Annotated in this window: 25 protein-coding genes, 1 tRNA gene and 1 riboswitch; of the genes, 7 read left to right on the plus strand and 19 right to left on the minus strand. The window is 38.0% G+C overall.

From position 1 onward, the window contains the following. Positions 1-173: 173 nt before the first annotated feature. Together LKF16_RS05500 and LKF16_RS05505 are read right to left on the minus strand one after the other, a co-directional pair. The gene (locus LKF16_RS05500; protein ID WP_291469429.1) at positions 174-2,711 is read right to left on the minus strand and encodes a YfhO family protein; all 2,538 of its coding nucleotides are present in this window, start codon (positions 2,709-2,711) and stop codon (positions 174-176) included. 221 nt (positions 2,712-2,932) lie between these two features. After that, a complete protein-coding gene (locus LKF16_RS05505; RefSeq protein ID WP_291469431.1) occupies positions 2,933-4,291 on the minus strand; it encodes an FAD-dependent oxidoreductase in 1,359 nt (452 codons plus the stop codon). A gap of 623 nt (positions 4,292-4,914) precedes the next feature. Here LKF16_RS05505 and LKF16_RS05510 point away from each other — a divergent pair. Next, positions 4,915-5,088, plus strand: a complete 174-nt coding sequence (locus LKF16_RS05510; protein WP_291469433.1) for a hypothetical protein — start codon at positions 4,915-4,917, stop codon at positions 5,086-5,088. A gap of 145 nt (positions 5,089-5,233) precedes the next feature. On the opposite strand, the gene LKF16_RS05515 is transcribed toward LKF16_RS05510, so the two are convergent. The 3 genes from LKF16_RS05515 to LKF16_RS05525 form a co-directional block, all read right to left on the minus strand. Continuing rightward, a tRNA-Thr gene (locus LKF16_RS05515) sits at positions 5,234-5,306 on the minus strand. 59 nt (positions 5,307-5,365) lie between these two features. Beyond that, positions 5,366-6,655, minus strand: coding sequence for a serine--tRNA ligase (gene serS, locus LKF16_RS05520; protein ID WP_291469435.1), 1,290 nt, complete (start codon positions 6,653-6,655; stop codon positions 5,366-5,368). A gap of 276 nt (positions 6,656-6,931) precedes the next feature. Then, positions 6,932-8,377 carry an amino acid permease gene (locus LKF16_RS05525; protein ID WP_291469437.1) on the minus strand — a complete coding sequence of 482 codons (1,446 nt, stop codon included), beginning with the start codon at positions 8,375-8,377 and terminating at the stop codon, positions 6,932-6,934. Between the two features lie 88 nt (positions 8,378-8,465). Further along, a riboswitch (Lysine riboswitch) is annotated at positions 8,466-8,638 on the minus strand. Between the two features lie 148 nt (positions 8,639-8,786). Here LKF16_RS05525 and LKF16_RS05530 point away from each other — a divergent pair. Further along, complete coding sequence (locus LKF16_RS05530) at positions 8,787-10,259, plus strand: helix-turn-helix domain-containing protein (RefSeq protein WP_291469439.1); 1,473 nt, start codon at positions 8,787-8,789, stop codon at positions 10,257-10,259. A gap of 178 nt (positions 10,260-10,437) precedes the next feature. Here LKF16_RS05530 and LKF16_RS05535 read toward each other — a convergent pair whose 3' ends face one another. From LKF16_RS05535 to LKF16_RS05560, 6 genes are all read right to left on the minus strand, one after another. Next, on the minus strand, positions 10,438-11,460 hold the full coding sequence (locus LKF16_RS05535) for a DUF916 domain-containing protein (protein WP_291469441.1): 1,023 nt from the start codon (positions 11,458-11,460) through the stop codon (positions 10,438-10,440). Position 11,461: 1 nt separating this feature from the next. Further along, a complete protein-coding gene (locus LKF16_RS05540) occupies positions 11,462-12,442 on the minus strand; it encodes a WxL protein peptidoglycan domain-containing protein (RefSeq protein ID WP_291472701.1) in 981 nt (326 codons plus the stop codon). A 9-nt stretch (positions 12,443-12,451) separates the two neighbouring features. Continuing rightward, the gene (locus LKF16_RS05545) at positions 12,452-13,546 is read right to left on the minus strand and encodes a DUF3324 domain-containing protein (RefSeq protein WP_291469443.1); all 1,095 of its coding nucleotides are present in this window, start codon (positions 13,544-13,546) and stop codon (positions 12,452-12,454) included. A gap of 98 nt (positions 13,547-13,644) precedes the next feature. Then, positions 13,645-14,484: a WxL domain-containing protein gene (locus LKF16_RS05550; RefSeq protein ID WP_291469445.1), complete on the minus strand. Its 840-nt coding sequence runs from the start codon at positions 14,482-14,484 to the stop codon at positions 13,645-13,647. Between the two features lie 117 nt (positions 14,485-14,601). Further along, a complete protein-coding gene (locus tag LKF16_RS05555) occupies positions 14,602-15,114 on the minus strand; it encodes a hypothetical protein (RefSeq protein WP_291469447.1) in 513 nt (170 codons plus the stop codon). A 75-nt stretch (positions 15,115-15,189) separates the two neighbouring features. After that, positions 15,190-15,720 (minus strand): GNAT family N-acetyltransferase, encoded by a 531-nt coding sequence (locus tag LKF16_RS05560; protein ID WP_291469449.1) that lies wholly within the window; start codon positions 15,718-15,720, stop codon positions 15,190-15,192. A 130-nt stretch (positions 15,721-15,850) separates the two neighbouring features. Here LKF16_RS05560 and LKF16_RS05565 point away from each other — a divergent pair, with 130 nt between their 5' ends. Then, positions 15,851-16,174: an Arc family DNA-binding protein gene (locus LKF16_RS05565; protein ID WP_291469452.1), complete on the plus strand. Its 324-nt coding sequence runs from the start codon at positions 15,851-15,853 to the stop codon at positions 16,172-16,174. Positions 16,175-16,184: 10 nt separating this feature from the next. Continuing rightward, positions 16,185-16,994, plus strand: coding sequence for an SPFH domain-containing protein (locus LKF16_RS05570; RefSeq protein ID WP_291469454.1), 810 nt, complete (start codon positions 16,185-16,187; stop codon positions 16,992-16,994). A 23-nt stretch (positions 16,995-17,017) separates the two neighbouring features. Here LKF16_RS05570 and LKF16_RS05575 read toward each other — a convergent pair whose 3' ends face one another. Beyond that, positions 17,018-17,671, minus strand: a complete 654-nt coding sequence (locus tag LKF16_RS05575; RefSeq protein WP_291469456.1) for a nitroreductase — start codon at positions 17,669-17,671, stop codon at positions 17,018-17,020. 178 nt (positions 17,672-17,849) lie between these two features. On the opposite strand from LKF16_RS05575, the gene tpx reads away from it, so the two are divergent. Then, positions 17,850-18,344: a thiol peroxidase gene (gene tpx, locus LKF16_RS05580; RefSeq protein ID WP_291469458.1), complete on the plus strand. Its 495-nt coding sequence runs from the start codon at positions 17,850-17,852 to the stop codon at positions 18,342-18,344. A 384-nt stretch (positions 18,345-18,728) separates the two neighbouring features. Here tpx and LKF16_RS05585 read toward each other — a convergent pair whose 3' ends face one another. Continuing rightward, entirely contained in the window at positions 18,729-19,493 is a 765-nt protein-coding gene (locus tag LKF16_RS05585; RefSeq protein ID WP_291469460.1) for a flavodoxin family protein, read from the minus strand. A gap of 91 nt (positions 19,494-19,584) precedes the next feature. Between LKF16_RS05585 and LKF16_RS05590 the strand changes: the two genes are divergently transcribed. Beyond that, complete coding sequence (locus LKF16_RS05590; protein ID WP_291469461.1) at positions 19,585-20,220, plus strand: SDR family oxidoreductase; 636 nt, start codon at positions 19,585-19,587, stop codon at positions 20,218-20,220. Positions 20,221-20,287: 67 nt separating this feature from the next. Here the strand turns inward: LKF16_RS05590 and LKF16_RS05595 are convergent, their stop codons facing one another. The 4 genes from LKF16_RS05595 to LKF16_RS05610 form a co-directional block, all read right to left on the minus strand. Next, positions 20,288-21,358, minus strand: coding sequence for a M24 family metallopeptidase (locus LKF16_RS05595; RefSeq protein WP_291469463.1), 1,071 nt, complete (start codon positions 21,356-21,358; stop codon positions 20,288-20,290). Positions 21,359-21,398: 40 nt separating this feature from the next. Next, the gene (pepI, locus tag LKF16_RS05600; RefSeq protein ID WP_291469465.1) at positions 21,399-22,283 is read right to left on the minus strand and encodes a proline iminopeptidase; all 885 of its coding nucleotides are present in this window, start codon (positions 22,281-22,283) and stop codon (positions 21,399-21,401) included. Between the two features lie 238 nt (positions 22,284-22,521). Beyond that, the gene (locus tag LKF16_RS05605) at positions 22,522-23,373 is read right to left on the minus strand and encodes a YitT family protein (protein ID WP_291469467.1); all 852 of its coding nucleotides are present in this window, start codon (positions 23,371-23,373) and stop codon (positions 22,522-22,524) included. 153 nt (positions 23,374-23,526) lie between these two features. Beyond that, a complete protein-coding gene (locus tag LKF16_RS05610) occupies positions 23,527-24,378 on the minus strand; it encodes a YitT family protein (RefSeq protein ID WP_291469469.1) in 852 nt (283 codons plus the stop codon). 189 nt (positions 24,379-24,567) lie between these two features. Here LKF16_RS05610 and LKF16_RS05615 point away from each other — a divergent pair, with 189 nt between their 5' ends. Beyond that, positions 24,568-25,434, plus strand: a complete 867-nt coding sequence (locus tag LKF16_RS05615) for an NAD(P)-dependent oxidoreductase (RefSeq protein ID WP_291469471.1) — start codon at positions 24,568-24,570, stop codon at positions 25,432-25,434. A 53-nt stretch (positions 25,435-25,487) separates the two neighbouring features. Here the strand turns inward: LKF16_RS05615 and LKF16_RS05620 are convergent, their stop codons facing one another. Further along, a complete protein-coding gene (locus tag LKF16_RS05620) occupies positions 25,488-25,913 on the minus strand; it encodes a DUF805 domain-containing protein (RefSeq protein WP_291469473.1) in 426 nt (141 codons plus the stop codon). A 9-nt stretch (positions 25,914-25,922) separates the two neighbouring features. Further along, positions 25,923-26,264 carry a fluoride efflux transporter FluC gene (locus LKF16_RS05625; protein ID WP_291469475.1) on the minus strand — a complete coding sequence of 114 codons (342 nt, stop codon included), beginning with the start codon at positions 26,262-26,264 and terminating at the stop codon, positions 25,923-25,925. Positions 26,265-26,354 lie beyond the last annotated feature (90 nt).

The following is a 26,354-nucleotide window of genomic DNA, read 5'->3' on the forward strand; positions in this document are numbered from 1 at the left end:
GCGCTTTTTCAAATATAAGATTACAGCAAGGAAACTATTTTGTAAATACAATTTTTGTTATTTTCACAAAACAACAATTGTTAGCTATTCACAAAATCAGCTAAACCTAGGGAATCACAAGTGTTACCGATTGATATTTTTTGAGTTTGTGAAAGCAGTAACGTTAAAATTCCTTAACTTTTTTCACGAAACTTTACATAAACTTGGAAAATTACAAACAATATGACCGAAATCAGCGAGACAATCCAGCCTATTTTCAGTCCTGGGACCACGTATTTCAGTTCAATTCGGTGATGTCCAGATTTCAAATCGATCGCCATTAAGTTACCAACGACTTTGTTTATCTTGACCTTTTTGCCGTTGTCATAGGCTTGCCAGCCCTTGTCGTAAGGAACACTGATGAACAATGGACTATCAGAGGCTGCATCTACAGTCCCTTTGAGGTTGTCGTGTTTAAGATCAGATGTAATTTTCAGAGAATTTTGTTTGAAAACTTTTTTCGATTGTAAAAACGGCTCTGCATCAAGGGTTCTGAAATATTCAGGATTCATCCCCAATGGAGTTGTCGTGGAAATTTTCACTTTAATGGATTTTCCTTCAGCAAATTTGCCTAATTCCATGACTGCTTGATTTTCGACCATAACCTGCGAGGTGCTGATTTTTTTACCATTAACGTAGATTTTCGAATGATTATAATCGATCGGCGAAACATAGAAATATAAGACGCCATCAGCAGTCGTAGTTAAGTTGTAATTGTAAGTCTTTTTCTTTTTGTGCTTTGTCTGATTCATCGAATTGATCTGAGCATTCTTTAAAAATTCGGTGTTAGTTCCAGTCAGCGATTGCCACAGACGATTTTGATTGTCCAAAGCCTTTAAAGGTTCCATTTGGAAGTTATAAATATCCGGACTGACTAAGAATGCCATCGTTGGAGCATCGTAGTTATCGATGATGTGATACTTCTTGCCCTCTTGGCGAATGTTGTAGTTGATCCCGAATAAGGCGTTGGTCAACTCGGTCCCGCCAGAACTACTGATTCGACGAACGTTTTTACTGAAATATCCCAAATCGTTTAAGGTCATCATCGTTTGTTGATTCAAAGTCGAGCTATAGAGACTCAACCCATTGATGTCAAAAAGCATTGGATCGTTGTAATTATTGTACTGTTCTGGAAAGGCAGCATTGATACCTGACTTAGAGACGATTATCCGATGTCCATAGTCGCTGATTTTTTTAGCATTGGACAAGGCAGTTGCCTCAGCGTTGTATTGCTTGCTATAAATCTTTTGACTACCAAAATCGGCTGTTGCCATAACTGAATTAAAGTTGGCACCAACTTCAAAAGCTACCATTAATATCAGCAAGAATTGATATTTACGATTTTTTCCGAATAGATAAAGCAACAATCCAGAAATAATAATACATGTGATCGAGATCCAAAAATAATAGCCGTTAGTAGTATTATCAGGCGTTTCAAAGTTCATTTCCTCAATCAATTTTGGAATCAACCACAGCGTCGTATAGCCAATGCAAATCAAAATACCGGCCGTTGAAGTTGCTTTGATCAGCGCAGTTCGGTCCCTAAATACGCCTTCGTCAAACGCCTTGTAGGCAATGAAGATACAGACGAAAGTGAAGATAAAACTATTTCTGAATGGGAATCCAGCCGGATTTTGGAACATGTGCCAGATGGTATTAAAGGTCGTGACCATCATGCTGACTAATAAAATCCCAATCAACGTAGCTGAATTGTTCTTGTCTTTTTGCAAGATCTTGGCACTGAAAAAATAGCTCAGCAAAAGTATCAAGACAATCGAAGTCATGAAGACTGATGGTCCATGATGCAGTCTTTGAACAAAGGTATTTCCGCCGACCCCTAGTTGAGTGAAGGCTTCAAAACCGAATCTAAACGATGGCAAATAGTTGGTAACGTCAAATGAACTTTTTCCAGTATTGAGCATGCCGGCAAAGGTTGGCAGCAACACTACCGCCGAACTCAGACCCGCTAATAGCGAGGTGATCGCATAATTGATAAAAATTCGTAGTCGATTTTCCGACTTGAATAGTTGACGGTCCATCCAAAGATAAATAAAGAAAGCAATCGAGAAAAAGCAGAGCATGTATCCAAGGTAGTAATTAAAAATGATTGCGAATAATAGCGACAAATAATATGGCCAGATCTTGTTCTCATCGATCAGCTTGATGATTCCAATGGCAACTAGCGGCAACATGATCAAAGCATCGAGCCACATCAGGTCGTAAAAATACGATGCAACGAATCCGCAAAAACTATAAGCGATGGTAAAAATATAATTGGTAGGTGCGATTTTTTTAAAGTATTTACTTAAGAACAGTGCCATAGTGACACCCATAGCTGAAATCTTGAGCATGATCAAAATATCAGCAGCCACTGGTACGGTGTTGCTCTTAAATAAAACTAACAAGATATTAAATGGCGATAACAAATAATAACTAATTATAGGAAAGAAATTATCACCTAATGATTGACTGAATAAATATAGATGAAGATTATTGTTGACTAATTGGCGTCGTAATTCCGTCAAAAAATCGATGTATTGAGTCCCCAGATCACTGCTCAAGAAGTTATTATCCCCAAATGGTACTAGTCCTGAACTCCAAAAGATCAATGAAATGATGGCTAAATTGATGACGAACGCCCCGAGATAGTATAGCCAGCGATTTTTGCGCATTAATATTATTCCTCCGAAACAACTTATGTAATATCATTGTAAACCAGATTTAATAAAATTCTCCATAAACAAAAAAACAGTGACGAACATTTTTAATTATTTGCAAAGAAAAAGCCAGTTAGACTTCTGTTTCGGTCTAACTGGCTTTTGAGTACTCATGCTGCTGTTGAGAATTTCTGTCTTGGTGGTTGGCGAAAATCTTCGCTACTCAATGCACAGAACTAATCTGCTGCTACCTTTGAGTCAGCTTTCTCAACAGCTGCCCCTGCCAAGGCACTTACGTAATTGACTGGCTTATCAAAGTTAGGTTGGAACAAGAAATCTACCATTGATAATTCGTCAATTGTCATTTTCTTTTGAATTGCGACTGATAATAAATTAGCTGATTGAGCAATGTCGTACATACTTGTCAAAGCTCCACCTAAAACGACTCTAGTCTCAGGATCCCAAACTAGGTTCATTAAAACTGGTGTTGTTGTAAGCATGAACTCTGGACGATAGTTATCTTCTAGAGTAACTGACTCAACCTTCTTACCTAACACTTTAGCATGTCCGGCTGTTAAACCACTAGCGGCGTATGATCTGCCGAATAGTTCAACCGCTGAACTTGACTGTGTTCCCATATATTTCATTGTATTCTTTTCGATATTTTTTGCTACTAAAATTCCTTGACGTACCGCATTAGTTGCTAACGGAATGTATTGATCGTCATTAGTTGGATTGTAGTGAACTGATGCAGCATCTCCAGCTGAGAATACATCTGGCATACTTGTGTGCATGTATTCATCAACGATCAAAGCACCATTTGGTAAAGTCTTGAAATGGTCTTTGTACATGTCAGTGTTAGGACGGAAACCAATGCAGGCAACCGCAATATCAGCTGTGTATGAGTTCTTATCAGTTTTAACAGTGACTGTACCATCATCGTTGTCTATGAATGATTCAACCTTTTCGCCTAAACCTAAAGTTACACCATTATCTAAGTAATCTTTTTCAGCAACTTTTGACATGTTCAAATCAAAGTTCTTTGCCAAAACATCAGGCAAGGCATCGATCAAAGTAGTCTTCTTACCTAAGTGAGCGTATCCTTCAGCTAATTCTGCACCGATATAGCCGGCACCGATAACGATAGCACTCTTAATTTTGTCAGAATTTTGACGTAATTCGTTGGCATTATTCCAATTTTTGCACAAATGTACTCGATCAGAATGTATTCCAGGAATATTTGGAATAATAGGTGCTGAACCTGTAGTCAAAACTAATTTATCGTAAGATTGTGAAAAACTTTCACCAGTTTCAAGATTTTTAGCAGTCAAGGTCTTGTTGTCAAAATCAATATTTGTAACATCATGCTTCATATACATTGTGGCACCTGACTTAGCCAAATCGTCAGGGCTAGCGTAAAACATCTTGTTAGGATCAGATACTCTATCACTCACCCAAAGCGCAATACCACAAGATAAGAATGACAAGTTGTCGTTGCGTTCAAATACGTCAACTTCCCAATCAGGATGCTCTTTTAAAATGTTCATTGCAGTGAATGTTCCTGCGTGGGTACAACCAATAATACTTACTTTCATAATGCTACCTTCTATTCTTTGTGAAATGTTTAATTATTATATATAGCATAATATACCAAAAATTAAACGTTTTCAATACATTATTGGAATATAATATTATACATTACTTTTATATAAAATTTCTTATCAAAATTGAATAAAAGTTTGCATAATCTGGTCCTATACTATGTTTGTGATAAGGAATTACGGAATGAACATTTTGAAGACTCCCCCCCATTATTTAACCTAAAAAATCTAATGTGGTATCCATCCTCTTTACCACTTTACGGGATGGTGTCTCCCCCTCAACCAATAATCGATCAACCAGTATCATTCCTATAAATTCTATCTAAAAAATATATCGTTGTGTTTGATATCATTGGGCTTATGAAACAGAACGAACATAATATAAAATCCCTCTTTTTGACAAGCTATGGCTCTTCAAAATCCGCTACCTTATCACTTTGACGAGTTCGATTATTGTATGACATCATCTCAGTAAAAAATGAGTTTGCTTTCCTCGGGCAAGCTTATTTTTTTTTGCGCTGATTTGTCCGGATTTATTCAAAAACCTTTCAAATATGATGGCGTTTACATTAAAAATATATTAGTATATAGGTAATTAAAGATGCGAGGTGTATGTGATGAAGAAACAACTGAAGTTGCTGCTGGTTTTACAATTGATGTTTACCGTTGTGGGGTTCGTATTTCAAATTAAACTGTTGGCAAAATTATTAAAAATTGAAGATAAGCACCATGATCACAAGTGTCATCACTGTCACCATGGCCACTGCAAACATAAATTAGCCAAACACTAAAATTCTGTAAAAAATGAGTTCCCACTTATGCTGTGAACTCATTTTTGGTTTTTTTGGAAAATAAACGGATCCATTAAAGTCCCGTTCAGTTACATTTGAAAAAATCGGCAACAAAAAAAAGCCACCCTAAGGTGACTTCTATATCTGCCAGTTGCAGGATTTGAACCTGTGACCGCCGGTTTACGATACCGATGCTCTACCAACTGAGCTAAACTGGCATATTAATAGTTCCAAACGGAACTATTAAATTCTATCAATCTAGAGAGATTTATTCAAGCTAGATTGCATTCTCTTTAGTAATTTTAGTAACGCCATTCATGTATGGTACTAAGACGTCAGGAATTGTAACTGAACCATCTTCATTTTGGTAGTTTTCCAAAATAGCAGCGACCACACGACCAACAGCCAAACCTGATCCATTAAGTGTGTGAACGAATTGAGCTTTGCCGTTTTCGTCACGATAACGGATGTGGGCACGACGTGCTTGGAAGTCTAGACAGTTTGAACAACTTGATACTTCACGATACTTATCTTGAGCTGGAAGCCAAACTTCAAGGTCGTAAGTCTTAGTTGATGAAAAACTTGCGTCGCCACTTGATAATGTAATTACGTGGTATGCCAAGTTTAATTTTTGCAAGATGTTTTCTGCGTTTGCGGTTAACTTCTCTAACTCATCAAATGAGTTTTCTGGCTTACATACTTTGACCATTTCAACCTTGTTGAATTGGTGCATTCTGATAAGTCCACGAGTATCACGACCTGCACTACCAGCTTCTGAACGGAAGCAAGGTGTCAAAGCAGTTACGTACTTAGGAAGGTCTTCTTCGTTCAAGATCTTTCCAGCAAAGTAGTTCGTCAAAGGAACTTCAGCTGTTGGGATCAATGTCAATGGATTTTCATCGACCATAACTGTATAAACATCCTTGGTAAACTTAGGGAATTGACTAGTTCCAAACATAGCCTCGTTATTTACCAAATATGGTGGTATAACTTCTGTATAGCCATCTTTTTGGTGTTCATCGAGCATGAAGTTATAAACGGCACGTTCCAGACGTGCACCCATACCGATGTAGTAGACGAAACGGCTACCAGAAACTTTGGCAGCTTGGTCAAAATCAAGGATGCCTAATTCTTCACCGATATCCCAGTGATGTCTTGGTTTGAAACCTTCTGTAGGAATAGTACCCCACTTGCGGTCTTCAACGTTGTAACTTTCGTCAGGGCCAACAGGAACAGAATCATCTGGCCAGTTTGGTAAACGAACTAAGATGTAATTCATCTTATCTTCAATTTCTTGAAGTTTAGCATCTAAATCTTTAATGTCGGTACCAACTTGTTGCATATCAGCAATTTCTTGATCAGCGTTTTCTTTATTACGCTTCTTTTGAGAAATTTGTTGAGAAACAGTGTTTCTCTTTTCTTTGAGAGTTTCAGTCTTTACTAGATATTCACGACGATCTTTATCGTATTGCAACAATTCGTCGATTTCTTCAGGCTTAATGCCACGACCGGCTAACTTTTTCTTAGCCCAATCTGGTTTATTTCTGATCAATTTGATGTCTAACATATTTTTCCTCCTTCATAAAAAAAGACCGACACGTCCCAAAAAGGGACGAATCGGTCATTCGCGGTACCACCCAGTTTCAGCGTACAGTTGTACACTGCTCTTGAGGGATTTTATCGAATCCAACCGAACGGCATTGCCCGTTAGCCAAGATACTGGAATAAGAATTTTAACGGTTCGCACCAACCACCGTTTCTCTGAAAAATTCATCAGTAGGTACCTTATTAGCTCATCTGTATTTATCTATATATTAGTTTAAATTGACCTAATTTTCAATAATTAGTATTTATGTCTTTTAGCAGCTTCTAGATCGATATCTTCAAGCTTAATAAATTTAGTTTTATGTCTGACCTTATAATAGATCCAACATAAGAAAAGCAGGATTAATCCTGAATAACTGACTAACAATTTCACAACGTTAAAATCAACCAATGAACGGACATCTTGTCCAATGATGATAACAATTCCTAAAACGATAGCCAGGATTGGACCTAGTGGGAACCACTTAGCTTTATATTTTAAATCGTCCAAGCTGTAGCCGTGGACATTATACGCTCTTCTAAAGCGATAATGTGAAAAGGCGATCCCCAACCAGGCGATGAATCCGGTCAGACCACTCGCAGCCACTAGCAATTGGTAAAATTGATTGCCATATAAACTAGTGAACAATGCAATTGCACCAACAACCGCTGTTAAGATCAGTGAGAACAAAGGAACTCCGTGACCATTAGTTCTTTCAAAAGCCTTAGGAGCCATATTTTGTTTACTCATTGACCAGAGCATCCGGCTGGCAGCATATAAGCCAGAATTAGCAGCTGATACGACTGATGTCAAAATAACTGCATTCATAATTCCGGCGGCAAGTGGAATACCCACTTTATTAAAAACTATTGTGAAGGGACTGATGGCAATATCTGTAGCTCCAGAACCAAGCAAGTTAGGACTTGTATAAGGAATCAAAGCGCCAATAACTGCAATTGATAGAATGTAGAACAAAAGAATTCTCCAGAAGACTTGTTTGATAGCCTTAGGAATACTTTTTTCAGGAGTAGCTGACTCCCCTGCCGTGATACCGATCAACTCAGTACCCTGGAAGGAGAATCCAGCGACAACGAATACACTCAGAATAGCGGGGACGCCTCCAACAAAAGGTGCCTTCTTGTAGGTGAAGTTAGTCAAACCAACGAAGTGTTGATTTCCTAAAACACCCAAGATGCTAAGAATACCCACAATTAAGAATACGATAACCGCGGTAACTTTAATTGATGCTAACCAATATTCAGTTTCACCAAAGGATCCAACTGAGACGATATTGATAACGAACAATACTACCAAGAACGTCAGACTGATCTTCCACGAATCCCAGGTCGGGAACCAATACTTGATAACGATCGAGATCGTCGAAAGATCGACCGCCAACGTGATCGCCCAGTTGAACCAATAGTTCCAACCTAAGGCAAATCCTAAGGCAGGATCAATGAACTTTGTTGCATATGTAGCAAATGAACCAGTGACGGGCATGTAAGTTGCCATTTCGCCTAAACTGGTCATTAAGAAATAAACCATGATACCAATTGCAACGTAGGCAATTAAGGCACCACCAGGTCCGGCAGTTGAGATCGACGAACCACTAGCAACAAAAAGTCCAGTTCCGATTGAGCCACCAAGCGCAATCATGGACAAATGGCGAGTCTTCAGCGACCGGTTTACATCTGTATTTTCCATTTTCTTTCCCCTATTCTACTTTGGATACAAAAAAAACCTTACTATCAGAAAAAGAACAACTGATAATAAGGATTGAATTGTTATCCAAATGATCAATAGCTCAACGCACCAACGTGCGACAGTCCGTTACCTATTGAGTAACGACCCAATCACTTTGCTGTAGGGACAAAGTAATTTCGGCGTCAATTCCTTTCATGTTCCTTCAAAGCTTGCTACGAGCTCCAGAACACTACTGATAATTAACGCGCCTCTATCTGCATGTAAAACATTATAAAGAAAAGTTAGCTTACCTGCAAGTACTGGCCGTAATAAAATGTTACAATAAATTTTATATATAGAACGCATCCGGGGGTGATTGTGTATGCTCGAAACGGTTTTTCTAGGCAAACAGGATGTAGAGAAATATCAGATGTTAACTATAATCAAATCCCTCCCAAAAGCTGAGATCAATCTCAGCTCCATCGGGAACGGGCTGGGATTTACGTATCAAAAAACATATAATATTTTTCAAGCTTTGCTTGATGATATCTTTGATCTAGATCCTGGAGCAGACCAAAAATCATCAAAAATCGAATCGATTAATTTTGATAGAATTTCCATCGATAACTACAGGTTATTCTTATTCAAAAATTCCATCGTTTTCCAAGCCTTCAATTATGGATTTACTAATGCAAATCCGACTTTTGAAAATTTCAGTAATTCACATTTTACGAGCAAATCTACGTTAAATAGAAGAATGACGAATTTTCGAAAGTTATTGAAGAACTTCGGTTTAAAAATATCAAACGCCACATTAGAACTTAAAGGTGACGAAAAAAACATCCGTTGTTTAGCCTATTTTGTCTATTGGTACACGTACCATGGTTTAGAGTGGCCTTTTAAACTGATTCAGCAAGATACGATTCAAAAGATCGTTGAACGTGATGACAATCCAGTTTATAATCCCGCTGCCAAGTATCAATTAGAAATTTTATTAGGTATTTCAAGAATTCGTTTGATCAAACATTACTACCTAAACAACATGGACGGCTACGATGAAGTCTTCCAAGGAAAAATTTTAGGTAAAGAATTGATCACGCGTGAAGATTATTCGTTGATCCCAATGGATAAATTAGACAACGAAAACAAATTCATCAATACCTTTAAAGATTTCTTCTTTATTCCAACGGAATTCATTGAACCAGACGCACCCAACTTATCAAATTTGGTTGATCCTGAATTTAACGAATTGACGGACAAGTTCCTGAAATTCATGAAACGTAAATATAAGGATAACTTCCACATTGATTTAAACTCCCCTGAGGCAGACATCTTGCGGAGCGACGTAGTGTCCGACATTTGTTTCTACTATATTATGGGACATGAAGCTCACATCAAATTAGGTTCGTATACCAGAGATCCCTCTGAATACGAAACGGTCTCATCGGTTTTTGACAGTATTTATGAATTTTTCTCAAACGTTGACGAAGAAAAATTTGGTCCAATCAGAAATTCAACTGAAAGTATTGCTCACGACCTGTACAAGGGAATGATCAATCAAATCAGCGGCGTAAGAGACGAGGACATTCTCCATGTTAAGCTTTTGACCGATGCCGGTAACCCAGTAAAGGGCTACTTATTGCACACGTTAGAGAGCATGGAATACATCAAGGTCATGCCAAGCAGTGCCTACAAAAATGTCGACATACTCATGACTACGCTAGACGTTTTCCCTGACTACGAAGGCAGAGACAAATATCCAGACGACTTGATCGTGATCCCATGGAACTTGAATTCGCTGAGAACCGACTATATTTACTTATTGCTCAGACTCTACAATATATATGTAGCAAAGCTCAAACATAACAAAGAGAAAGATCAGGACAGACACTTGGAAATTTAATAGTGTCTGTTTTTTTAGGGAGACTAGCACAGAAAGTGCGTAGTCTCCCTTACGGCAAGGCTTTGTTAGCTTTGCTAACAAACCTTGGCGATTCCATCTAAAAAATTCTAAATACACAAAAAATTGCATCCTAAAAAATAGGATGCAATTTTTTCGTAGTTTATTTAAGTAACAATTATTACTTATCTTTCTTTTTAAATCCGATTCTCTTACCAGTCATATACATGAATACCCACAATGCAACAACTAACACGCCAAACAATCCAGCAATCCACATGATCAAAGTCTTACTTGAAGTAGTTTCTTGAGAAGATTCATTTAAGGCGTCGATTTTACCTTGAGAAACTTGAAGTTTGTTATTGAAAGTCTTGGTATAGCCAGACTTACTAGTAAAAGTAAGTTTAGTCGTATAAATACCAGGCTTTAAATGCTTAATCGGAATGAAATAATTGAATTTAGAATCCGGAGCAATTTGGAGATTGTCCGCACTATAGTTGATATCTTTCATTCCCTTATGGCTGATAACAGCCTTAACAGAAACTTCATTGATATTGATCGGAGCTAAATTGTTCAACGAATAACCTAGCCCAACTGCTTCATTGATTGCTCGTGGAGCAGCACTTTCCAAATTCATATTTGGATCAACTTGATCAGGCTTTGAGTGCAGCACGACACCTTTGACGTAACGAATCTGATTAGCAACGTCAATTTTATCTGATTTAGAATCATTCACGATGGCAGTTGTAGTAACGCCACCAAGAATAATCCCTGAAAAATCTTTTTTGGGAGAATTTACAATAAATGAAACTTTCTTACTTGAATTTGCATCAATCGTAACAGTTTTCTTACGCTTGCCTTCAACTAATGATGACAACGATGGATTGTCGCTCTTGTAAGTCTTAGCAGAAAATTTATCGTAACCAATCGTAGCACTATCAGTTGTATAGGCATTATTGATCTCGGTCTCGACTTCGATTGGTTTACTACCAGTATTAAAAATCACTAGATCAAGCGTTTGTGATTTCTTCGGTGTGACTTGCAAGTCATAATAAGACACATCTTTATTTAACTGATTATCCGGCAAAATAGCTTGCACCGAATAAGATTTATTATTGTCATCAGCTGCAAGAGAGGTCTGATTGACGAACATCATCGTCAACAATCCGAAGAACAGCGATAACCAGATCGAACATTTTTTCATATTATCTCCTTTGATACGCAATACCCCAAAACACTAGTACGATCACCGCGGCTAATATACCAATGATGCTGACATACAAACCAGTTTTGTCGTAAATTAGATTTTTCGAAGCTTGGTTGACCATGTCGGCAGCCTTAGCTTCCACATGAACGTTTTCTTTAAATCTCCAAGTATCTCGGCCATTTTTCGCAGTCCCCTCAACTAGATATTCACCAGGTTGAATAGGAGTCTGCTTTTGATTAAATTCAATCGGGATCCGAGAATTGGGAGCAATTTTTGAAAAATTAACATCAGCAACATCCGTATGGTTGTCGATACCTAATTTATTCCACCAATTGTTCTTTTTGATTTTTACTTGGACGATCATATTCTTCATCGTAGCAGCCTGATAGTTGGCCAAGTTGACCATCAAATAAGGTTGCTGATTATGAACCTCTGGGGTAATACCTTGAAATTTGATCTTGTGATTATCATCGGCAGGTATCGTATCAAAATACACGCCAACTCCAGAATGCCCATCATTGGGGTGTTTGATGTCGTAAACATCTAGGCCACCAATGATAGTCCCATACAATTGTTTGTCGGGTAACGTTACTTTAAAAGTCAGATCCTTAGTCTCATTTTTTTCCAGCCGAATAGTCTTACCTTTAGTCATATCGGCAAAGGCATATTTTAGTCCATAATCTCCTGCAACAACTTTGTCGCTGAAGTCTAGTTTCCCTTCAGGACTAGTAGTTGCATTAGTCGGTTGAACTCGTAAATCTAGGGTTTCCAGTCCAAAGTTAGTCACAGAAAGATGAAGTTCCTTCTGATCGCCAGGTTCACCAGAAATATCGAACCGATCTGGGTCTTGCGAATCATCTACCAGCGGAGTTACAGAAACACTGCGAATATCCGCTTTGACATCCTGAATATTCAGACTAAATATCATAATCAAACTAAAGACCGCAATTAAAGCAGCAGCAAGTTTTCTACTTATCATCTTCAATAATTAACGGCGACGACGACGTCTTCTTGAATTTGAACTCAATTGATTGTTGTTACCATTGTCCTTGTTATTTCTCTTACCCATGTAAATACCAAGACCAAGAATCAATGCTAATAGAAGAATAGCTAATAAGATCCAGAGCCAGAGGTAATTAGGTTTAATACCAGCTAAATTGTTATACTTAGCAGCTTGAGCATCAGTGATCACGAAGTCCTTATCAAGAACCCAAGTTCTGACACCATTACCAGAGTATGTTAATTTGATGTGATATTTACCTGCTTGTAATCTTTCTTTACCCCAACTAACCATGTAATTATAGTGAGAAGTTGGTGCAATTGATTGGTTATCTCTGGATGCAGTCATTTTAAATTTTTTATTCCCATATTTGGTAATAACAGCATTTGAAGAAAGTCCAGGTATATACGCATTATTCGTATTAGAGACTCTTGCAGCAACCCCTATTTGTTTACCTGATGACCCATCAATGATCTGTGGCTTGACTGAATTTATTTTATAGTTGACATCTTCTGTATTAGCCCCAGTTTGAATTAACTGAATAGGGAGGGAATAACTGAATTTATTTTTAATTAATGTACCGTTTTCAGTAACAGTACCCTTTGCTTTTTCGTTGTATGGAACAACATTTACTCCCCCCATTAAATATCCAATGTATTTCTCTGACGGAATCTTAAGCTTTAATGTAACAACGGCATTTGAATTTCCAGGAATATTCACGATTTTTTTATTATTTGAAAACAAATCACGTAATTGTATTTTTAAATTTGGATCTGTTACTTTAGTTAAATCATAGCCAGGTTGCCCATCACTGTTGGTATAGGCAGTATTACCCTGAATAAGAAACTGACGTTCATCTTTTTCAAAATTATAAACGGCAACTTTTATCTCAACAATTTCACCTGGATTTCCCTTTACGGAATAAAACCCTCCATCTACATTAACTTTTGAGTTTTCACTTTCTACCGGTTTAAGTGTATAGTCGCCAGATGTTCCTGCATATGCTGAGTTCAATTGCATTGTAAAAAATGACGCGATTATCAAAGATAATATGAATATTGTACTTTTCAAAATAAACTTCATTTGATTCCTCCATTTAATTTCATAAGTGTCATTTGCAATTAAAAGCCACTACTAGAAAGTAGTGGCTTTTAACGTACAATTTTGTTTATATTAAAAAATTAAGCCTTAGGGGTAGTTTGGTTTGGTGTTTGACCTTGTTGTTGATCAGAACTTGTATCTGGTTCTACAGGATTTTCATTACCGGTTATACCAGCACCTGTTGCTAATGTCCATGTTATAACACCTTTATAAATACCTAATGTATTTTTCTTATCCTGATCAAGGCTAGCTTTTTGAGGCACAAATAATGATGCATCTTTTGACTGATTGAATTGCGCTTTATAAGTACCTAAAAGATTATCAGTAGATTTAACATTCAAAACAGTGGATGGGTTTGTATCTTCACCCATCAATGTTACTTGTTGAGTCTTAATATTTGCTGATTTCCCTGAATTCACATCAATTAAATCTACAGGATTAAGATTAAGTTTGAAGCCATCTACAGATTTACTTGTATCTGCACCTGTAAATTTTGCTAATTGTGCACTAACCGTAAATCCATTGTTCTTTGTTTCAGTTTTATCAGATCGTGATTCTGTTACTTGTAAATTACCTTCAGTATTACCATCATCATTAATTTCTGAATGACCTTGGTGTAAATCAACTGTTTTCCCTGCAATAGCACGGCCAAAACTGAAATCAGGAACTGAATCAAGAGTTAAAAATCCTGAAACGACAGTTACGTTTGCATCAGATTTTGCATATGCGCTTTGTTTATCCGTTGCATTAACCCAATCATCATTATTCAAGTTCTTGTTATAAGTAACTCCCTCTTGGTAATCACCATTTACAATTGATCCTGCTGATGTAGCAGCACTTACTGTTGTTGGAGCAACGGCACCTAATGTGATACCGCATAGAGCCATTGAACTTACTAAAGCTGTTTTTGAAAATTTCATGTTAAAATTCCTCCCTAGAATTTTTTTCTAACACGTATCGAATATTAGCAGAATAAAATCACGTTTTAAAGCATAAAATTCGAATATTTTTTTATAATTTTGAACCTATATTTGATATTAAAAAACTTTTATTCGCCTACCAAAACGAATTATCATCAACAGGCTCCCCATTAAAGCCACACCGATCTGTGTTAAATAATCTCTAGCTTCTCCGGTTTGTGGAAACTTATTGTGCCCATATCCATCTACTATGACTGATGGAGTATCATCTCCACTGGCATTGTTACTTACTGGACGCATCCCTACTTGCGAACCAGCATTCGGTCCATGGCCAGTTGAACCTCCTGGCCTTGATCCTGGATTTGTTACTGAACCACCACCTGGATTGGTTGTCCCTGGACGTTTGTGCCCTTCATCATCTCTGTCATCGTAAACTTCTACTGATGCGTCAGATGTCTTAGTCATTGAACCCGATCCTTCTAAAAAAGATGGGTTATTGTGACTTGGCGATGACTGGACCATATTCAAGCTCAATCCACCGACAATTCCGACTACAATTGCACAACATACGAATACCAGACTGATGTTCTTTCGGTTGACCGATTTCCGTCTCGATCTTTTTCGCAACATGAACACACCTCTCTCCTAGCACATTTCACTTATCGAGTGATAAATAAATTAATAAAAAAATACGAGGATTTTTTATTAATTCCCCTGTTGTGTATTTTTCAGCAAATAATATTTCAAAACATTCTCACTATCTTCCAGGTGTAATGGATCTTGACTGACTTGATAGATATATTTGAATCCCATTTTCGTAAGAATGGATTGAGGAGCCATATTATCAACCTTGACCGATGCCCAAACCTCCGAAAGATGAAGAATTTTGAATGAGTAATCTAATAAGACCTGAATCGCTTCTGTAGCGTAACCATGACCTCGAAACTCTTTGGAGATAACAAATCCAATTTCTCGAGTCTTATCTAAACCATTAGATATTCCTCTTTCGTTCAGCTCGATAATGCCTAACATTCGGTGACTCGATTTTAAAGCAATTACGTAGGTGTTGGCAAGAACTAAATATTTATTAAAAATATTTTTTGATTTATGAATATCTTCTGCGTATTCCAAACCAGCAAGGTTGTGGTTGTCAGCATCCTTGGTAAGTTTATAGAATGTATCGAAGTCATTTTCTTTAAAATTTCTGATCTCAATTCTATCACCAGTTAAATCCATTTTCAGTCTCTTTTCATATTATTATTTTGTTATGTAAACAATTATCATTTTATGTAAGCAATTTACCATTTGAAGAAATCACACAGTGCGTTGAATTTGCAAAGTGATATCACAATGATATCATTATGATATGGCAGATAAAAAATTCTTATTAAGGTTAGATCAAACGCTCTATGATCAAGTTGCTAACCGTGCCAAATCTGAGAGTCGCAGCGTTAATAACTACATTGTGCACCTCTTGGAGGAAAGCACCAAGGAAGAAACTTTAGAACACCGTCAGTTTGTAGGCCGAACAATTCAAGGGAGTGAGATTCTTACAGACAGTGGCCTAGTATCAGTCAATGGTATTTACTATCGATACATTCTATCAAACGTTAAGTCGGTAAATCAGGATCGTTTGTACACTATAATAGAAGCAACTGGAAATATTCTTACTTTAGAGGAATTAAAATAAGGAGATTAATATGTTTGGTATAAAAATAGTTCATCAAAATCATAAAGGATTAGTGGAATTACTAGGTAAATATCATCATAGTGTCGATGCAGGAATGCATTTTTACATTCCTTTCATTCAAAAAATCTATCCAGTCAGCTTGGCAATGAATCCGCTCAAGCTTCCCGACTACTCGATCATTACTAAGGATAATGCTGATGTACGAGCTAGTCTGACTCTCAATTATCATGTAACTGATGCGGTTAAATATCGTTATGAAAATACTGACTCCGTTGAATCAATGTCACAACTAGTCCGTGGACACTTGCGTGACATCATTGGCCGTATGGACTTGAACCAAGCCTTGGGTTCAACTTCGAAGATCAACCAAGAACTTGCCAGTGCCATCGGCGACTTAACTAACACTTACGGTATCAATGTCGATCGAATCAATATTGACGAATTAAAACCTACTGCTTCAATTCAAGATTCCATGGATAAGCAATTAAAGGCTGACCGTGAAAGAATCGCTGCAATTGCTAAAGCTGAAGGTGAAGCCAAGAGTATCGAGTTAACTACTAAGGCTAAAAATGACGCTTTGATCGCCACCGCCAATGCCCAAGCTAAAGCAACTAGAACTAAAGCTGATGCTGAACGTTACCGGATCGAACAAATGAACGACAGTTTGAACAACGCTAAGGCTGGCTATTTCCAAAACCAGTCGATCAACGCATTTAGCGAATTGGCAAATTCCAGTTCTAATACAGTAGTAGTTTCTGGCGAAAATATTGGCGAATTAGGCAAAATTCCAGTAATTAAGAAAATGCTTGAAAATAGCTAAAAAAATAGCGGCTCAATGAGCTGCTATTTTTGTATCGTTAAAATTTCGTCAGTTGGTGCTCGTTTTGTTAGGATGCGGTTTAAATCACTGTCATCCGCATATCCTAAGGCAATACCGATAATTATTTTTTGGTCCTGAGGAATCTCCAAAATTTTTCGAATATCATCAGGATATTTAATTAATTGATAAGCCGGCATGGAGTCAACTCCGTATTCCTTTGCAGCTAACATCAAATTTTCCGAGAATGCTCCGGCATCAAAGATGGTAAATTCACTGGCATTAGCTTCCACTGTCACCCAAGCGACTGCTGGTGCAAAAAAGAAGTTGTGATTAGCATCCTTTAGGGCTCGATCTGCACCGTCACTAGTGATAAAAGCAGAATGGACTGACTTCTCCCACTCTTCGATGTTTGCTTTCGACAATTCTGAGCGGTCAGAGGAATGTGGAACAGTCAATTCTGGCTCTCCCTTTTTCCCATCACGTTCATTTTGCTTTGAGATTTCTTTGATCTGATCCAATTTATTTTCTTTAGCAACATACACGTGCCAAGGTTGCGCGTTTTGCCAAGAAGGCGCCCGTTTAGCATCGGTGATAATTTCCTTGATCAGCTTGTCTGTAACTTCCTTATTAGTAAATGTCCTAACAGATCTGCGACGATAAATGATACTATTTTTCATTAAAAACTCATCTCTCCATTCAAAAAATGTTTAAGTTTTAAGTATTGAGGTTTTACGGTCTTAAGTATAATCGCAATTATATTATTAGCAAACTTTCGAATTGATTTCGTAATCATATTTCTGTGTTTTTTTATCAATTTACTCTATAATTATTTCGTAAAAGGAAGGTGTGAATTTTATGGATGTGACATTTAAAGGCGAGGCAGTTTCTACAGTAGGTCAACCACCGCTAGTTGGTGACGTTTTCCCTGATTTTACTGTGACTGATAAGGATGGAAATAAAGTTGAGTTGTCTAGTTTGTTGGACAAGCCAGTCTTGATCAGTGTAGTTCCTGATATCAATACCAGCGTTTGCAGTCTTCAAACAAAGAAATTCAACAGTGAGGTCGATGGTCATACCGAGATCAACTTTGTGACTATTTCAAAGAATACTGTTGAAGAGCAAAGTCATTGGTGTGCAGCCGAAGGCGTTAAGAACATGAAGATGCTTTCAGATGCTGACCATGACTTTGGTAACAAAACTGGTCTATTGATCGATTCATTAGGTATTTTAGCTCGTTCAGTTTGGGTAGTTGATAAGAACAAACAAATCCTCTACTCAGAAATATTGAAGGAAGAAACTAATGAACCTTCATATGACAAGGTTCTGGATCAAATCAACGAAATGAACTAATCAACTAAAGTTGATAAGGACTTTTTCAAAGGATCATCCCTTGTTGGTATGATTCTTTTTCTTTTGGTAATCTCTAGATAATTGATTTGAATTCCTGAATAACTATAGTGTGTCCATAAACGGCAGAAACCACAGGTTGCACCCTGTGACCTCAATCAATCTTTCACTATATGGATAGTTTTACGGTGAGACTAATCTAAATGATTAGTCTTTTTTAGTACACCATAATCTTTATCTCAAATTCTAAAGTCAAACAAACAAGACAACAAAAAATGTTCAAAGTTTCCTTTTTAATAGGAAATACTTTGAACATTTTTTTAGCCGTTTCATTTATCGCTTGTTAAATGTGATTTATCGAAATTACAATTGTGAACTTTAAATAAATTATCTACGACGGTGCTTAACAAATGTTACCCAGTGCAAGATCACTGCGAGTAGAACAAAGAAGATCACCACAAAACTAACATAGCTTACCCAAAAATTATTCATTGGCATAATAGCTTTGAGTGGTATTTGAATTCCCATTGTGACCAATGCCATAACGGCAATCATGAAGAATAGTTGAATATATCTTTTCACGGTTGAATCATCCTTTTCTTGTTTTTTCGAAATCTTATGACCAAACTTTTTGCATAGCTTGATTTTCTTTTCAGGTATTTCTTTCATACCAAACGTGTTGGGTAATACTAATTCCCCGACTTTGATAACCCCTGCTGCTGACATGACACGATCAATGGTCTTGAAGGTCTCGTCAGTAATTCCGGTTAAAAAGTTTTCAGTCGTACTCATGTAGCACGATGAAATACTCATGTAATGCTTATCTTTGAATGGTCCAGGGATCGTATCGCCATTATCTTTGAAGTAGACGAACTTTGGACGCATGCAGTCAAAGAAATTTTTTAAAAGGCCTGGACATTCGCGCCAATAAGTTGGAGCAGAAAACACCCAAACATCGCTCTCCATTAGCTTATTTGCTAATTCATCGAGGACTGGATTTTCTTCATGATACTTGTGTGGCGTAATGTTGTAATTTTCTAAATAAATTGTTTCTGTTTCGACTCCCGAGTCAACATTATCGAGAACATGCTCTAACATTTGGGCATTAAGGCCATGTTCCTTATGTGACGCTAATATACCTAATATTTTCATATTACCCTCCTAGGTTTAATTATAACGATATTCTTATTACTAGCAAAATAGAATTTTTGTTGTTAAAGTAAAGATAATGGGAGGTATTGTTATGAAAGTACTTATTATTGGAGCACATGGCAAAGTTGGACATTTATTAATTGGCGAATTACAATCACACAATATTGATTTTGTGGCGGGTTTGCGCAGCGAGGAACAAATTAAGGCTTATCAAGCTAACAACATCCCTACACAATACATCGACTTGACTGGTTCATTAGACGACATCCACGACTCGATCATCGCATCTGGTGCGGACGTTCTCGTCTTCACTGCCGGTGCTGGTGGCGCTGGTTACGACTTAACAATGGAAATCGACCTAGATGGTGCGATCAAGACGATGATGGTTGCTGAAGCAGCTGGCATCAAACGTTATATCATGGTCAGTGCAATGTACAGCGAAGACCGCAGCAAGTGGGAAGCATCAGGCATTAGACCTTACTACATTGCTAAACACTACGCTGATGAACATCTTCGTGGAACTGACCTCGATTACACGATCTTACATCCAGGCTTGTTAACTGATGAAGAATCAGTTGGCAAGATCAAGTTGTCTAAAGACGGCGGATCCGTACCTCGTATCGATGTTGCTAAAACTATCGTTCAAGCAATCGAAACACCTTCAACAATTAAAAAAGAATATGAATTTGCTAGTGGCGACGAGCCAATCGCAAATGTTATCAAGTAATTAAAATAAGGCTATCTCTATTCGTCAATGACGTTTAGAAATAGCCTTTTTTGATTGAAAAATTTTTTTACAGTTCGATCAAGTCATGCGAGATGCTGATCATGTTTTCAAATCCATCTTCCGTAACTAATCCTTGGTCTTCCAAACGAATACCGCCCCAACCAGGAATGTAAATGCCTGGTTCGACTGTTAAAACAGTATTTGCATCGATCAGATCATCATAGTCGACAGCTAATAACGGTTCTTCGTGCACGAATAGTCCGATGCTGTGTCCAATCTTGTTATAAGTTAGTGGACCGTATTCGGTACCTTCCAATGGTTTGAGGGATTCAGGATAAGTATCTTTGTAATTGACTCCTGCCTTCAACATTTTTTCAACTGCTTCAAGGCTTTGGCGAGTATAGTTATAAACTTCCTTTTGCTTGTCAGTTGCCTTGCCGACCACAATTGTTCTTGTCATATCTGACATATAACCCTTGTACTGGCAGCCAAAGTCCATCAAAACTAAGTCCCCATATTCAATTGCCTTGCTGTCAGAAATTCCGTGCAGCAATGAAGTCTTCGTTCCCGAAATCAGAATATTTCCGTAAGGCTGGTTGTCGGCCCCCTCTTGCGTCATGTAGAGAGCCAGTCTCATGGCCAATTCCTTTTCGGTCGCACCAACGTGAATGTCTTCGAGAATTCTGTGATAAGCTCGACAAGAAATCTCACAAGCAATTCGAGCGTATTCGATTTCTTGTGGCGATTTGATAACTCGCATCCGGTCAATGATGCCACCAGCTTGAACTAATTCTGCGTGAACTTTATTTTTGAAGTCGGCGTACATGTCGTAAGTCAAATAATCGTCTTCAAAAGCAATTGACTTAATGTTATGATCAGCAACTACCTTGGCAACCGAATCGCCCACTGTTTTACCAGGAAAACGCCAGTTGATGATCTCATAATCGGGAATTTCTAACTCAGCTTGTTCAGTGTAGCGTGGGTCGGTGAAGAAATATTGACCATCTTTAGTTAATAGCAAATAGGAATCGTCTCCAGTCCAACCACTCGTGAAACGGATATTTTCCCGTTTAGCCATAAAGAAAGCATCCAAATTCTCTTTTTTCAAATATTCGCGGATCTTTGATTCATTTAACATGTTTACATATCCCCTTGGTCCAATTTTTTAAAAAACCGATTTAGTCATTTTCATCTAACCACTTAGTTAAAATTTGTTCGTACTTGGCATTTTCTTCAACGAATGGCATGTGGCGGCTGTGCGCAAATAGTTCCCATTTTGAATTAGGAATACCATCATACATAGTTTTTGCAATCAACGGCGTACATAAATCGTTGATGCCACTGGTGATCAAAGTTGGTACCTGAATATCTTTCATCTGGTCTAAATAATCATAATCTCTCAAAGTTCCTTCAGGCGAGTATTCATTCGGACCCCAAGCAGTCAGATAACTTTCGGTTCCAGCTACTTTCTTTCGTCTCAGCGGTTCAGGCGAATTTGCGGTTGGCGTAGCGGCCGCGTGTTGTTCCATATACAAGGCGTTTGCTTTGATGTATGCCGGATCATTGTAGTTGCCAGTCTGTTCTGCTTTTTTAATGGCAGCCTTATCCTCTGGCGACATAAAATTATTGATCATTCGATGTTGCTCTTGTGCCCAGAGTTTCGCTGACGGCAACGTTCCTGACAAGATCAAGCTCTTGATACCTTTGGGGTGGTAATCACACATGTAGATGAAGGCCAACATGCCGCCCCACGACTGCCCCAACAAGTGGATCTCATCTAAATCAAGATAGTCCCTCAGTTGAATTAGTTCGTTCGCCCACGTCTCTTTTTTCCAAAGCGAAGGGTTAGACGGAACTGCCGACTTACCACAGCCTAACTGGTCATACATGATGATCTGTCGGCCGTCGACTGCCATATTATCTAAAAGTTCAAAATAATTATGAGTTGAACCTGGTCCACCATGCAGTAAAACTAGTGGTTTCTTGTTATTTTCTTGTTTGCCAACGATCCGATAATACGTCTGGTATCCCAGATATGGCATGTAACCTTCTTGGACCTGCAATTTGTCACCCTCTAAATTGGATTTCTAACAATGCTGATAATGGTGCATCTGAATTTAAGTGTACATTTTACAAATATTTTTGTAAACGATGCCAATTTTTCAAGTATTCTGTATCATAAACGTGCAACCAAACATAAATACCTCCGCCTAACTACAAAAAGGTATCTAATTCAAAAAAACGAATTAGATACCTTCTTTAGGTTATGTTCGAGATTTGACCATGTTTTGTCGCACTCTACTAGTTATCATTAAATTTACCCATAATTTCAAGCGTTGGCTGAATGTTGATAAAAGCATTCGGATCCATTTTATTGACGGTCTTTTTAACGAAGAATAATTGATACTTGGTCAAAACCATCGTCATCGAACCGATTTGCTCGCCTGAGTATGCTCCGGTCAAATTGTAGTCGATCGTGATACCACGGTTCAAACTGTCCAACAGCTTCTTAGCTATTTCGTCGATCATGTGCGAATAAACTGTTACAGTGATCTTTTGTTGTTGGATATACATTCGGTCGATCACAATGTTTGTGATAAAAATCGAGACGATACTGTATAGTGCTAATTCCCAACCGAAGACAAATCCAGCAATCAAGACAATGATTCCATTAACGATAAATCCTAATTGTCCAACTGTCCCACCATGATTTTTTTGAATAATCAAGGCGATAATATCAGTTCCACCAGCAGAAAATCCGTAGCGGAACACTAGTCCGGAACCAATTCCCACTAAGACTCCACCAAAGATGGAAGCTAGCATTGGGTCATGTGTGATTGGATGTAACGGTATGAATAAAATCAAGATTGAAGCTGAGGCAATCGACAGAAGCGATAGAACGGTAAATCTTTTTCCTAGTTTCAACCAAGCCAATATTATCAGCGGTACGTTAATCAAGAAATACCAGAAATAGACCTCAGTGTTAAAGTTGGTCGCTTTATAGATCAGGTTGACGACTAACTGTGCCGCACCCATTGTCCCCACGGTATAAATTTTTGACGGCTGCAGCAAAAGCTGAACTCCTAATGCCGAAGTTAAACCGTATAAAATTGCGGCTGCAATTTTTTCTGAATAGTCTTTAAATAAGGACATACCAGCACCCCCATAACGAGCGAAATAATAAATATATTGTTGCCTTAAAATCAATGTATCTATTATTGACCGATAATTCAATGATAATTCAGAAAATTTACGGTTAAAAAAAAGAATCTAATCCTAATTTGGATCAGATCCTATTTTGTCTAATTAATTATCGCTGAATTTACCCATAATACCAATGGTTGGCTGGATATTGATAAAGGCAGTCGGATCGACTTTTTTCACAGTTTGTTTGACAAAGAATAGTTGATACTTCGTCAAGACCATGGTCATCGAACCAATTTGTTCGCCTGAATAAGCACCCGTCAAATTGTGATCCAAGGTAATACCACGGTTTAATGTCTTCAATAGTTCTTTGGAGATGTCATCAATGTGGTGCGAGTAGATAATGACGGTGATCTTCTGTTGCTGGATGTACATTCGGTCGATCACGATATTAGTTACAAAAATCGAGATGATTGTGTAAAGAGCTAGCTCCCAACCGAAGACGATTCCGGCAATAAAAACGATCACGGCATTCACGGTAAATGCCACTTGTCCGACTGTTCCACCACGACTCTTTTGAATAATCAAAGCGATGATATCAGTTCCACCAGTCGAGAATCCGTAACGGAAACAGATTCCAGAACCAACACCGACCATGGCGCCACCGAAGATCGATGCTAACATTGGATCATCAGTTATTGGATGCAGCGGAATGAATAAGATAAAAATTGATGCGGCAGCAATTGAAACTAGTGATAAGACAGTAAACTTCTTGCCTAATTTTTTCCAAGATAGAATTATTAATGGCACGTTCAACAAGAAGTACCAAAGATAAACTTCAGTATTCAGATGTGAGAATTTGTTGATCAAGTTTACGACCAACTGTGCGGCACCCATGACGCCACTGGTATAAATCTTCGCCGGCTGCAATAGTAATTGGATACCGATTGCAGACGTTATCCCGTAAAATATCGCTGCAAAAATTTTTTTCGAATATTCTTTAAATACAGCCATGGCAGCCACCCCCAAAATTCAATATTAAAAATTATATAACATTACAATATTAATTCATACATAATACTTTCAAATGTCGTTAAATAACCAGTCATCAGATATTTCTGAGTAAGCGTAATACATGTATCAGCCATTTTTCAATGTTAAACTGAAATTAATTAATCAATGATTTTATAAGGAGACATAACTATGAAAAAAATTGGTTTTATTGGAACTGGCGTTATGGGCAGTGGCATTATCAATAACTTGTTAAAAGCTAACTACGATGTTTCTGTATATACGAGAACTGAATCCAAAGCTGAACCTTTACTTAAAGAAGGCGCTAAATGGTTCAACAGTCCCAAAGATCTTACGGAAAATGTTGATATCATCTTTACTATGGTTGGTTTTCCACAAGATGTCAAAGATGTTTACTTAGACCCACAGACTGGCGTTTTCACGAGCCTAAAGGCTGGGCAAATGATTGTTGATATGACGACTAGCACCCCTACTCTTGCCAAAGAATTGGGTGAAAAAGCTGAAAAAATGAACGTTGAATGTCTAGATGCTCCGGTATCAGGTGGCGACGTTGGTGCTAGAGATGGCAAACTGACCATTATGGTTGGAGGCTCTCAAAAGGCTTACGACGAATTGATTCCCTTATTTAAAGTTATCGGTCAATCTTATCACCGCTTTGGTTCATACGGCGCTGGCCAACACACCAAAATGGCGAACCAGATCATGATTGCCGGTACCATGACCGGACTAACTGAGATGCTAGTTTATGCCAAAGCTGCTGGGCTCGACTTACCTGACGTCTTGAAGACTCTCGAAGGTGGCGGAGCCGACAACTGGAGCATGGAAAACTACGTCCCACGAATTTTAAATGGCGACTTCAAACCAGGCTTCTTCTCAAAACATTTCTTAAAAGATCTCCGAATCGCACTTGAAGAAAGCGAGAAGATGGGACTAGATTTACCAGCCACAAAACAAGCCAAAGCATTGTATGAAAAATTAGTGGACGACAAAGGTCTCGGAAACGATGGAACTCAAGCTTTAGTTAAACTTTGGTGGTAAAAAAATATGGAGCACATCGAATAATTGAACTATTCGAACAGTGCTCCATTTTTTTATTCCACAGCAAGTGTTTTTTCAAAACGATTATTTTCTCCACGTTGTGCTAAACACATCAATATAATCAGTAAAATATAACCAACGCCAGGTACCACTAACCAGAGCATCCACCAAGCGCGTAAGTTTAAATCGTGCAAACGGCGAATTGCCGCATTATAAATTGCAATAAAATAGTAGCCAAATGCCATCGCCATCGCTACGCCGATCACAGCACTCCAGTAAACTTCAGAGATTGGCATCAAGGTTACGACCCAGCCTAATAAGGCAATCAAGACAGCAAAGAAAATCGTTGTGCCTAAATAACCCCACCAGAAATCAGCGCGTCCCATGCGTTTGGCACCGACAAATAAGTCTTGAAAAAATAGTTTTGTTGAAGCGATTAAACCTGGTTTGTTAGTTTCATTCCAATTAGTTTTTTCCATAATTACCTCTTAAATTATTATCCCGAGTAAAAATCCGAGTAGTCCAAATAAATATGAAGAACAGAAATATAAGAAACACACTATGTAGCGCTTTTGAAACCACAGTTGGCTTAACTCATAGTTAAATGTTCCAAAAGTAGTAAAGCCGCCGCAAATTCCGGTTCCTAAAAAGACTAATAAGGCCTTGTTTACAATTTTAGCAGTTAACATCCCTAAAACAAATGATCCGACCACATTTATTATCAATGTCATCCAAGGAAAATCAATTGGAATTTTTCGCGACAATCCAGTCAATTCATTTCTGGCAGTCGCCCCGATCGTTGCCCCTAAGGCAACCAGCACAATATTCATCTAAAATGTTTCCTCCTTGAGTACTTTTAGGTACCTATCCCACTTTAAAGTGCGTAATTGTGAAAAAATTTTGTGCCCGTATAATTGGTT

The sequence above is a fragment of the Companilactobacillus sp. genome (assembly GCF_022484265.1).
GTDB lineage: Bacteria > Bacillota > Bacilli > Lactobacillales > Lactobacillaceae > Companilactobacillus.

Coding starts and splice junctions, on each gene's coding strand:
- LKF16_RS05500 (WP_291469429.1), bottom strand. CDS start 2,711: ATGCGCAAAAATCGCTGGCTATACTATCTCGGGGCGTTCGTCATCAAT.
- LKF16_RS05505 (WP_291469431.1), bottom strand. CDS start 4,291: ATGAAAGTAAGTATTATTGGTTGTACCCACGCAGGAACATTCACTGCA.
- LKF16_RS05510 (WP_291469433.1), top strand. CDS start 4,915: ATGAAGAAACAACTGAAGTTGCTGCTGGTTTTACAATTGATGTTTACC.
- serS (WP_291469435.1), bottom strand. CDS start 6,655: ATGTTAGACATCAAATTGATCAGAAATAAACCAGATTGGGCTAAGAAA.
- LKF16_RS05525 (WP_291469437.1), bottom strand. CDS start 8,377: ATGGAAAATACAGATGTAAACCGGTCGCTGAAGACTCGCCATTTGTCC.
- LKF16_RS05530 (WP_291469439.1), top strand. CDS start 8,787: ATGTTAACTATAATCAAATCCCTCCCAAAAGCTGAGATCAATCTCAGC.
- LKF16_RS05535 (WP_291469441.1), bottom strand. CDS start 11,460: ATGAAAAAATGTTCGATCTGGTTATCGCTGTTCTTCGGATTGTTGACG.
- LKF16_RS05540 (WP_291472701.1), bottom strand. CDS start 12,442: ATGATAAGTAGAAAACTTGCTGCTGCTTTAATTGCGGTCTTTAGTTTG.
- LKF16_RS05545 (WP_291469443.1), bottom strand. CDS start 13,546: ATGAAGTTTATTTTGAAAAGTACAATATTCATATTATCTTTGATAATC.
- LKF16_RS05550 (WP_291469445.1), bottom strand. CDS start 14,484: ATGAAATTTTCAAAAACAGCTTTAGTAAGTTCAATGGCTCTATGCGGT.
- LKF16_RS05555 (WP_291469447.1), bottom strand. CDS start 15,114: ATGTTGCGAAAAAGATCGAGACGGAAATCGGTCAACCGAAAGAACATC.
- LKF16_RS05560 (WP_291469449.1), bottom strand. CDS start 15,720: ATGGATTTAACTGGTGATAGAATTGAGATCAGAAATTTTAAAGAAAAT.
- LKF16_RS05565 (WP_291469452.1), top strand. CDS start 15,851: ATGGCAGATAAAAAATTCTTATTAAGGTTAGATCAAACGCTCTATGAT.
- LKF16_RS05570 (WP_291469454.1), top strand. CDS start 16,185: ATGTTTGGTATAAAAATAGTTCATCAAAATCATAAAGGATTAGTGGAA.
- LKF16_RS05575 (WP_291469456.1), bottom strand. CDS start 17,671: ATGAAAAATAGTATCATTTATCGTCGCAGATCTGTTAGGACATTTACT.
- tpx (WP_291469458.1), top strand. CDS start 17,850: ATGGATGTGACATTTAAAGGCGAGGCAGTTTCTACAGTAGGTCAACCA.
- LKF16_RS05585 (WP_291469460.1), bottom strand. CDS start 19,493: ATGAAAATATTAGGTATATTAGCGTCACATAAGGAACATGGCCTTAAT.
- LKF16_RS05590 (WP_291469461.1), top strand. CDS start 19,585: ATGAAAGTACTTATTATTGGAGCACATGGCAAAGTTGGACATTTATTA.
- LKF16_RS05595 (WP_291469463.1), bottom strand. CDS start 21,358: ATGTTAAATGAATCAAAGATCCGCGAATATTTGAAAAAAGAGAATTTG.
- LKF16_RS05605 (WP_291469467.1), bottom strand. CDS start 23,373: ATGTCCTTATTTAAAGACTATTCAGAAAAAATTGCAGCCGCAATTTTA.
- LKF16_RS05610 (WP_291469469.1), bottom strand. CDS start 24,378: ATGGCTGTATTTAAAGAATATTCGAAAAAAATTTTTGCAGCGATATTT.
- LKF16_RS05615 (WP_291469471.1), top strand. CDS start 24,568: ATGAAAAAAATTGGTTTTATTGGAACTGGCGTTATGGGCAGTGGCATT.
- LKF16_RS05620 (WP_291469473.1), bottom strand. CDS start 25,913: ATGGAAAAAACTAATTGGAATGAAACTAACAAACCAGGTTTAATCGCT.
- LKF16_RS05625 (WP_291469475.1), bottom strand. CDS start 26,264: ATGAATATTGTGCTGGTTGCCTTAGGGGCAACGATCGGGGCGACTGCC.